General features: G+C 60.1%; 10 protein-coding genes. 4 read left to right on the top strand and 6 right to left on the bottom strand.

Annotated features, from left to right (window positions below; genetic code table 11):
* On the top strand, positions 1-1,161 hold a 1,161-nt coding region (locus WCA53_RS31120), incomplete at its 5' end, for a heavy metal translocating P-type ATPase (RefSeq protein WP_423920606.1).
* Here the strand turns inward: WCA53_RS31120 and WCA53_RS31125 are convergent.
* From WCA53_RS31125 to WCA53_RS31140, 4 genes are read right to left on the bottom strand one after another with little or no spacing between them, the layout of a single operon-like run.
* The gene (locus WCA53_RS31125) at positions 1,095-1,592 is read right to left on the bottom strand and encodes a thioesterase family protein (protein WP_423920609.1); all 498 of its coding nucleotides are present in this window, start codon (positions 1,590-1,592) and stop codon (positions 1,095-1,097) included. The two genes, WCA53_RS31120 and WCA53_RS31125, sit on opposite strands and share 67 nt — an antisense overlap.
* 1 nt (position 1,593) lies before the next feature.
* Complete coding sequence (locus WCA53_RS31130; RefSeq protein WP_423920612.1) at positions 1,594-2,541, bottom strand: L-carnitine dehydrogenase; 948 nt, start codon at positions 2,539-2,541, stop codon at positions 1,594-1,596.
* A gap of 53 nt (positions 2,542-2,594) precedes the next feature.
* Positions 2,595-3,524, bottom strand: coding sequence for a 3-keto-5-aminohexanoate cleavage protein (locus WCA53_RS31135; RefSeq protein WP_423920617.1), 930 nt, complete (start codon positions 3,522-3,524; stop codon positions 2,595-2,597).
* Positions 3,525-3,540: 16 nt separating this feature from the next.
* A complete protein-coding gene (locus WCA53_RS31140) occupies positions 3,541-4,497 on the bottom strand; it encodes a choline ABC transporter substrate-binding protein (RefSeq protein WP_423920622.1) in 957 nt (318 codons plus the stop codon).
* Between the two features lie 231 nt (positions 4,498-4,728).
* Between WCA53_RS31140 and WCA53_RS31145 the strand changes: the two genes are divergently transcribed.
* Complete coding sequence (locus WCA53_RS31145) at positions 4,729-5,712, top strand: GlxA family transcriptional regulator (RefSeq protein ID WP_423920625.1); 984 nt, start codon at positions 4,729-4,731, stop codon at positions 5,710-5,712.
* Between the two features lie 6 nt (positions 5,713-5,718).
* Here WCA53_RS31145 and WCA53_RS31150 read toward each other — a convergent pair whose 3' ends face one another.
* Both WCA53_RS31150 and WCA53_RS31155 read right to left on the bottom strand, forming a co-directional pair.
* Complete coding sequence (locus WCA53_RS31150; protein ID WP_423920628.1) at positions 5,719-6,867, bottom strand: porin; 1,149 nt, start codon at positions 6,865-6,867, stop codon at positions 5,719-5,721.
* 188 nt (positions 6,868-7,055) lie between these two features.
* On the bottom strand, positions 7,056-7,328 hold the full coding sequence (locus WCA53_RS31155; RefSeq protein WP_423920639.1) for a glycine betaine ABC transporter substrate-binding protein: 273 nt from the start codon (positions 7,326-7,328) through the stop codon (positions 7,056-7,058).
* A 190-nt stretch (positions 7,329-7,518) separates the two neighbouring features.
* On the opposite strand from WCA53_RS31155, the gene WCA53_RS31160 reads away from it, so the two are divergent.
* Positions 7,519-7,956, top strand: a complete 438-nt coding sequence (locus WCA53_RS31160) for a POTRA domain-containing protein (protein WP_423920631.1) — start codon at positions 7,519-7,521, stop codon at positions 7,954-7,956.
* A partial coding sequence (locus WCA53_RS31165) for a ShlB/FhaC/HecB family hemolysin secretion/activation protein (protein ID WP_423920634.1) occupies positions 7,947-8,564 on the top strand: 618 nt, incomplete at its 3' end. The genes WCA53_RS31160 and WCA53_RS31165, both read left to right, overlap by 10 nt.

Consider the following 8,564-nt stretch of genomic DNA (forward strand, 5'->3'; position numbering starts at 1 on the left):
ATCGCCTGTCCGTGCGCGCTCGGCCTCGCGACGCCCGCCGCGATCATGGCCGGAACCGGTATCGCGGCGCGGCACGGCGTGCTGATCAAGGACCCGCTCGCGCTCGAACTCGCGTACAAAATCAAGATCGTCGCCTTCGATAAAACCGGCACGCTGACGGTTGGCCGGCCATCGATGATCGCGTTTGAGGTCGCGGACGGGATCGATCGCAGTGAGGCACTGGGACTGGCGGCTTCAGTGCAGCGGCTCAGCGATCATCCCTTGGCGCGGGCTGTGGTTGCCGCTTATGCGGCCGCGGTCAATGAAGCCGCTGAACCACTTTTGAACGACACGTCGGATTCGAAAGCGCTCGCCGGGCGCGGCGTCGAGGCACGCGTGGGGTCTCGCAAGCTGGCCATAGCGAGTGCACGCTGGCTCGACGAACTGCACGCGGTTGCATCGGCGAGACTGCTTGATAAAGCCCAGGAATTCCAGCGGCTCGGCAACACGGTTTCGTGGCTGGTCGATCTCACCAACGACCGCGCGCCGCAAGTCATCGCTCTCCTCGCTTTCGGCGACGCGTTGAAACCCGGCGCACGCGCGGCGATCGTGCGGCTAAGGGCTATGGGTATTGAAAGTGTCTTGCTAACCGGCGATAACCCCGGCAGCGCGCAGCGTGTGGCCACCTCGCTCGGCATCGCCGCCGACCACGTCCACGCCTCCATGCTGCCGGCCGATAAAGCCCGCCTGATCGCCGCCCTGAAGGCATCGACAGACGGTGCGGTTGCCATGGCCGGCGACGGCATCAACGACGCGCCCGCGCTCGCCGCCGCCGATATCGGGATCGCGATGGCGACCGGAACGGATGTCGCCATTGAAGCCGCCGGCATCACGCTGATGCGCGGCGACCCGGCGCTGGTAGCCGACGCCATCGATATCGCACGGCGCACCTATCGCAAGATCCAGCAGAACCTCGCGTGGGCGTTCGTGTTCAACGTGATTGGCATTCCGCTGGCAGCATTGGGTTGGCTTAACCCAATGCTTGCTGGCGCCGCGATGGCGTTCTCAAGCGTCAGCGTGATCACCAATGCGCTGTTGTTGAGAACGTGGCGTCCTCAGGCGGGCCGGACCGCGCCCGATTCGCGCGATGCCGACGGCAACGCGATCACACGGCCCGCATAACGGGGTTGTTGCCGTTGATCCTGCATCGCGTTGATGCGATTTGCGACGTCAGGATCGAACGGCGCCGATTTCGGCGAACTCCCGGTATCGACGTGAAGCAGCATTTGCTCGCATGCCGAGATCGGTTGCAGGTTATCTCCCTCGAACATTTCCATGTATAGATGAATGCGCTTGGCGTCCGCGCCAAGCACCCAGGCGTCTACGCGCGCCTTCGCGCCTTCCTTGATCTCGTGCAGGAAGTTGATGTGGGCTTCGAGCGTGAAGATCGATCGGTTCCGCGCGCGGCGAGCGGTGTCGTCAAGACCTATGCGGTCCATGAACGCGTCCGTCGCCAGGCTGTAGATGAGCATGTAGAACGCGTCACGGAGATGGCCGTTGTAGTCGGTCCACTCGGGCTTCACCGTGTCCGTGTAAATGGTTTTTTCGTTCATCTCAATCCGTGATTCCATGGCGTGCCTTGGCTTGCGCTACCGCCGTCAGGACGCTCGTGATGCAGTCGTCGCGGTAACGTTCGAGTTGCTTGATCGTACGCTCTCCTTGCTGGTTCGTGGTGCCTTCCACGACACGATCGATCAGTTCATCGGTCAGTTCGGGAGCGACCAGTTTGGTCCACGGCAACTCTAGCGCCGGGCCGAATTGCTGCATGAAATGGCGCATGCCGGCGTCGCCGCCCGCGAGCGTGTACGTCAGGAACGTACCCATGAACGACCAGCGGATTCCCGCGCCGAAACGAATCGCATCGTCGATTTCGCCGGTGGTCGCCACGCCGTCGTTCACCAGGTGCAAGGCTTCTCTCCAAAGGGCCTCCAGCAGACGGTCCGCGATGAATCCCGGCACCTCCTTCCGGACTCTCAGCGGACGCATGCCTATTGATTCGTAGAACCGCGTGGCACGCTTGAGTGTTTCGTCCGAGGTCTTTTCTCCTCCCAGCACCTCGACGAGCGGCAGTAAATACACCGGGTTGAACGGGTGCCCCACGATGCATCGCGACGGGTTTTTTGCGTTCGCGTAGAAGTCGCTAGGAAGCAAGCCCGATGTCGACGACGCGATGATAGTTTCCGGTTTTGTCGCACGCGATACCTTTTCGTGCAGGGATAGCTTCAGGTCTTCGCGTTCCGGCGCGCTCTCCTGCACGAAGTCTGCGTCTGCTACCGCTTCCTCTATGGTTGCCACGAAGCGCAGGCGATCCTGCGATGCGCCGGCTTTCAGGCCTACGCGTTCCAGCGCAGGCCATGCGTTGGCTACGTTCGCGCGCAGTTGCTTCTCTGCCCCTTGTGCGGGGTCCCACGCGATCACATCCAGACCATGCGCCAGTGCGCGCGATACCCAACCGCTTCCTATTACGCCCACGCCCAGTGCGGCAAATGTCTTTATCGTCATTTCATGGATTCCTTACTAATTTAACTATTTGGTGTCGGGCGGCCTGTGAACCTTTACGCGAATTGTTCTATCTTGCGGCGGTCCAGCAAGCGCTCGCCGCGCGGCGGCAATTTGAGTTTCTTTCTACCCTCTGCTGGCGTGAGCACTCGGCCACCCATCCGTTCGATTATTTCCACCGCCCGCTGCACCAGCGTGCCATTGCTGGCGTGAACGCCTCTATCCAGATACAGGTTGTCCTCCAGTCCCACGCGCACGTGACCGCCCAGCAGCATTGCCTGAGCCACCATCGGCATCTGCATCCTGCCAATTCCAAATCCCGCCCACTGCGCACCCGGCGGCATGTTGTCCACCATCGACTTGAATGTGCCCACGTCCGGCGGTGCGCCCCATGGAATGCCCATGCAAAGCTGGAACAGCGGCTCATCGTCCAGAAGTCCCTCCTTTTGCATCTGCTTCGCAAACCAGAGATGACCCGTATCGAAAATTTCCAGCTCAGGCTTCACACCCAGTTCCTGAATTCGCTTAGCGCCCGCACGCAGTTGCGCCGGCGTCGATACGTAAATCGTGTCGCCATCGCCAAAGTTCAATGTGCCGCAATCCAGCGTGCAGATCTCCGGCAACAATTCCTCCACATGCGCGAGCCGCGTCAAGCCGCCCACCAGGTCGGTGCCCGCGCCGAATTGCATGGGCGATTCGCCCGCGCCAATCTCCAGGTCGCCGCCCATCCCGGCCGTCAAGTTGATAATGACGTCCACGTCCGATGATCGAATCCGGTCCACTACCTCCCTGTACAGCGCCGGGTCGCGGCTGCCACGCCCGGTCAGCGGATCGCGCACATGGCAGTGCGCTACCGTCGCACCCGCTCGCGCCGCTTCGATCGCCGCTTGCGCGATCTGCCTGGGCGTCACGGGAATAGCCGGGTGTTTGCCAGTGGTGTCGCCCGCACCCGTTACCGCGCAAGTCACGATTACTTCGTAGTTCATATCGATTCGTCCTTTCTCAAAGGCCAAGGTATTGCTTTACCGCCGGCAAGCCATCCTTGCCATCGGCCGTCTTCACGCCCGCAAGCCATGCATCAAGCACTTGCGGATTGCTTTTCAGATAAGCCTTCGCAGCGTCGGCGGGACGTACCTTCGCCATCACCGGGACCATCAAGTTGTTCTCCAGTTGCGTACTGAATCGCAGGTTCGACACGAGCTTGGCCGCGTTCGGACATCTCGCCATGAAGTCCGGGTTCGTCAGCGTGTACACGCGAGCTTCGCCATAGTTCGGACCGAACACTTCGTCGCCGCCCGACAAGTAGCTCATCTTCATCTGGATGTTCATCGGATGCGGTTCCCAACCCAGGAATACAACCCATTTCTTGTCGCGAATCGCGCGGTCGACCGTGATCAGCATGCCCGCCTCGCTCGATTGAATCAGCTTGAATCCACCGAGCCCGAACTGGTTGGTGTCGATCATTTTCTGGATCTTGGCGTTGGCACTGCTGCCCGGCTCAATGCCGTAGATCTTGCCGTCGAGTTCGTCCTTGTGCTTCGCGATGTCGGCGAATGTCTTCAGCCCGGCGTCGTATTCGTAACTCGGCACGGCGAGCGTGGCCTTGGCGCCGGACAGGTTCGGCGGATCCAGCTTTTCAATGGTCTTGGCATCCAGGAACGGCTTTACCGACGGTTCCTGTACCGGCCACCAGTAACCGAGCGATACGTCGATCTGCTTGGTCTTGAGACCCGCCAGCGAGATCGGCACCGAGGCGACCGTGGTCTTCGGGTCGTAACCCAACCCTTCGAATACCACCGATGCCAGCGCCGTGGTCGATGTGATGTCGGTCCAGCCGATATCGACGAAACGTACTGTGCGGCAGGTCGCGTCTTCCTTGCTCTGCGCAGCCGCGCCGAATGAAGTGAGCGCTAACGCCAAGCATGCGAACAGCTTTTTCGATGCCGAAGGTGATGTCATGGCTTCCTGTTCCGATAATCTCTTGTGGGATGAACGCGTTCGGATACAACCGACCGTGCCTAAAAGTACCGCCGCATAATCTTACGAAGGCGACCCCTTGCGACCGCGACTTGCCTGCCTGCGACGTTGTCTGCGATGACGCTTACCCCGCGCGGCACACGGGACACGCCCTATTGCCCGGTCCTTTGCAGCTTGGTAAGTTAAGCGTCCGTTTGACCGCCCTCGCCCGCCATGCCCGCCACCGAAGACTTCTATTTCCTGCTGCTGCCCGAGTTCTCGTCGATCGGCTTTATGTCGGCAATCGAACCGCTGCGGGTGGCCAATCGCTTTCGCGGCGCGCTGTACCGATGGCATATCCTGAGTGTCGATGGCGGCCCGGTCTGCGCCAGCAACGGCATTTCGCTCAATGCCGAAAGCGCGCTCGCCGACGTGCAGTCCGCCGACAATGTCATCGTCGTGGCCGGCTTCAATCCGTTGAGCTGCTATACCCGCGAAATCGGCGACTGGCTGCGGCGACTGGATCGCGCGGGCGCGACGCTCGGGGGCATCGATACGGGAAGCTTCGTGCTGGCCGAGGCGGGCCTCCTGCGGCACGAGCGCGTGACGCTGCACTGGGAAGCGTCGTCAGCATTCCAGGAGCGCTATCCGTCGCTTGAAGTCAGCCAGGAGCTGTTCGAAATCGACGCGCGGCGCATCACGTGCGCGGGCGGCACGGCGTCCATCGACTTGATGCTCGACCTGATCGCCCGCAGGCACGGCCCCGAACTCGCGGCGCAGGTGTCCGAGCAGTTTGTGCTGAGCCGCATTCGACAACGCTCGGATCATCAGCGCATGCAGATCGCCGCTCGCTACGGGATCCATAACCGCAAGCTGATCCAGGTGATCGGACTCATGGAACAGAACATGGAGGAGCCGCTTGCGCCGGATGCACTCGCGGAAGAAATCGGGGTGACGCGGCGTCAACTGGAACGCCTCTTTAGTTCCGCGCTCAAGGACACGCCGACGCATTTCTATCTCGGGCTGCGCCTTGTCCGCGCGCGTGAGTTGCTGCAACAAACCGATATGTCCATCACCACGATATGTGTGGCTTGCGGCTTCGAATCGCCGTCGCATTTTTCGCGGACCTATCGCGTACGCTTTGGCGCAAGCCCGCGACAGGATCGACATTCACCACGCGCGACGGCACCCGTTCAGGAAGCCGTCGCGACACACTGATCACGCTTAGAACGAATGCCGCATGCCGATGCGAACATCGCTTTGCGTGCTCGACAGGGACGGCGTGAAGCTATAACCGATCACCGCATTCACGCCATTCGATGCGCGCAGGTAGTCGCCCGACACGTAGACATCGGTGCGCTTGGACAGGAGATAGTGAAGCCCAAGCGAGCCCTGGTTCCACTTGTTACCTTCAAAGGACGTGAACTGGTAGCCGCCATACAACGCGAGCGCCGGCGTGAAGTTATACGACGCGCCACCTTCACCCACTTGCATATGCGCCGATTGCCCGTAGCCCCGGATATTCGTGTAGGTGTAGTTGCCCGCCAGGAACAGGTCGCCGATCGTGTACGACGTGCCTATGGCGAACGCGCGCTGGCTGTCCACGTTGAACGGGGTATTGGCATAGAGGTCGGTCACCGCACCCGTCGCGGGATTGACCGTTGCAACGGTCTGGCCGAGGAATGTCTTCGTACCGATCATTGCATAGGGGTCAAATGCGTAGATGCCGTTCGGGTTGTTCAGGCGCGTGTACGCCGTGCCCACCGTGAAATTGCCATTTGCATAGTGCGCGCCCACGCTATAGGCGCTGTTCTGGTGGAAGTCGCCCGCCACGTTGCCGAACGAATACATGCCGCCGAAGGTCAAGCCCTTGATATCCGGTGACATGTACTTGACCGCGTTCGGCAAGCGGTCGCCGTTCATGCGGTCGAAGTCGCCCTGGTGGATCGCGTAGCCGCTGCCGAATGACGAGATGTTGTAGCCTTCCACAAACTCGTTGGTCATGTCGAGCTGGTTGCCGAGCGACACCGTGCCCCACGGGTTCTGCAAGCCGACATACGCCTGACGGCCGAACTCGGCTCCCCCCTGTGCAAACTTGCCGGAGCCGAGGTGGAAGCCGTTTTCGAGCACGAAGACAGCCGACAGTCCCCCGCCCAGATCTTCCGTACCCTTGAATCCGAACCGGTTGGCGTACGAGATGCCGTCGTCAAACTCGAACAGATGCGAACCGCCCGCGTTGTTGACGTAGGTGATACCGCCATCGATCACGCCGTACAGCGTCACGCTGCTTTGCGCATGGACCAGGGCGGGTGCGGATACGGCGCTTGCGCTCAATACTAGGCCTGCCAGCTTTACGGCATTACCCTTCTTCATCGTTGATTCTCCTGAACCCGTTTTTATAGTGCGGACGACCGGTGCAACTTTGGACCTGAAGCATCTCAATCGAGTGCGCGCCGTGGACAGCGGCGGATACGCATCCCGCGTATATAAAAGTACGGGTTCATATTTAACGAGGTTCGACGTTTTGCGACGCTTATCTGTCCGCCTGCGACCAAGCGTCGTTATTCGGTAGCGAGTGCAGCTTGCACTGCTTCAAGACCGTTAGCGCCGGTCGCGGTCGTTACACCTTCTAGCCAACGCTTGACGAGTTCGGAGTTACGCTTTAACGCTTCGGCCGCGGCAGCATCGACGTTTGTCTTCTTGTCGAGAACTTCGGCGATAACGCCGTTCGCGAGATCCACGCTAAAGGACATCTGCTTGAGCAGGCGCCCAACGTTTGGGCGTTGCGTAACATAACCGGTGCGCGCCACCGGGTTGACCTTCTCGAAGACGATGCCCGACTTCTATATAAGGGCATGGGTTATATCAAGTAGCACAGCCACTTCAACATTTTAGGAAACGTCTTAATGTTTTCAGGTGATGCCGGACATTAACATTGCGCCTCCTTAAACAACATTCCTCTTTGTTGCAAAACTGGCTTGGTGCCGTTGCTTCGCTATAGGAGTAATACAGACCTCTGAACACATGACTCCTACTCGCGGGGTTCGCCGCTCACTCTTTGCCGTCGCTGCGGGATTGGCATTTCTAAGCGCAACAGGCTCTGGCTTCGCTCAAATGCCACCACCGGGTATCGACGCACAACGCCGTCAGGACGAACAGCGTCAACAAACCGAGGAGCGCGCCAACGAGCGTCCGAGTGTGCTAACTGAAGCCCCTCCCGTTCGTGCGATTGACCTCACTTCGTTACCTGCTGAAACGCCGTGTTTTCCGGTGCATGCACTGCATTTGCTGCATAACCCCTTTAGCTGGCTCGATGCGCAGTTGCGGCCAGTGATCGGTGCTTGTGTAGGCAAGCGCGCGGTTCAAATCATCCAGGAAGCCGTCAATAACGCATTGATCGAGCGCGGCTATATCACGTCGCGGGTATTGATTCCCGAGCAGAGCCTGGCGTCATGGAAGTAATCGCTGGACGCGTGAGCGCGGTGCAGGTTGCCGGAGCAGGCCACGAGATCGGCTGGTCGCGCATGGTACTGCCGATGTATCCGGGGGCGATCTACAACCAGCGCGACGTCGATCAGGCGCTTGAATCGATCCGTCGTCTAAGCGGCCAGGCCGACACCGCCTTCGATATCCAGCCGGGCAATACGCTGGGCGAGTCGGTTCTACTTGTCAAACCCGCCGCCGATCCGCTGACGAGCAAACACTGGCATGCCACCATCGGAGCAGACAACTATGGGATCGACTCCACCGGACGCTATGAACTGAACGGTACATTCACGTTCGATTCACCGCTGCATCTCTACGATCAACTTACGCTCTCTGGCAGCACGAATGCTGACTTCACCGACCATCAAAAAGCCTCGCGCTCGGGCTCGGTGAACTGGAACATGCCGCTTGGCTATGCATCGTTCTTCGTAAATGCAAGCACCTCGCGCTATCTTCAAACGGTGGCTGGGTACATGGAACCGCAGCAATATCGCGGCGACAGCGCCGAGGTCAATACGGGGATGGGCTATGTCCCCTATCGGAGCGCGTCGGCGCGCACCAGCGTGCAAGCCAAGCTTTATCAC

It is taken from the genome of Caballeronia sp., assembly GCF_049581465.1.
Classification (GTDB): Bacteria; Pseudomonadota; Gammaproteobacteria; order Burkholderiales; family Burkholderiaceae; genus Caballeronia.

Excerpts from the sequence above, each read along its gene's own strand:
- WCA53_RS31140 (WP_423920622.1), bottom strand. The coding sequence starts at position 4,497 with ATGACATCACCTTCGGCATCGAAAAAGCTGTTCGCATGCTTGGCGTTA.
- WCA53_RS31150 (WP_423920628.1), bottom strand. The coding sequence starts at position 6,867 with ATGAAGAAGGGTAATGCCGTAAAGCTGGCAGGCCTAGTATTGAGCGCA.
- WCA53_RS31130 (WP_423920612.1), bottom strand. The coding sequence starts at position 2,541 with ATGACGATAAAGACATTTGCCGCACTGGGCGTGGGCGTAATAGGAAGC.
- WCA53_RS31125 (WP_423920609.1), bottom strand. The coding sequence starts at position 1,592 with ATGAACGAAAAAACCATTTACACGGACACGGTGAAGCCCGAGTGGACC.
- WCA53_RS31160 (WP_423920631.1), top strand. The coding sequence starts at position 7,519 with ATGACTCCTACTCGCGGGGTTCGCCGCTCACTCTTTGCCGTCGCTGCG.
- WCA53_RS31135 (WP_423920617.1), bottom strand. The coding sequence starts at position 3,524 with ATGAACTACGAAGTAATCGTGACTTGCGCGGTAACGGGTGCGGGCGAC.
- WCA53_RS31145 (WP_423920625.1), top strand. The coding sequence starts at position 4,729 with ATGCCCGCCACCGAAGACTTCTATTTCCTGCTGCTGCCCGAGTTCTCG.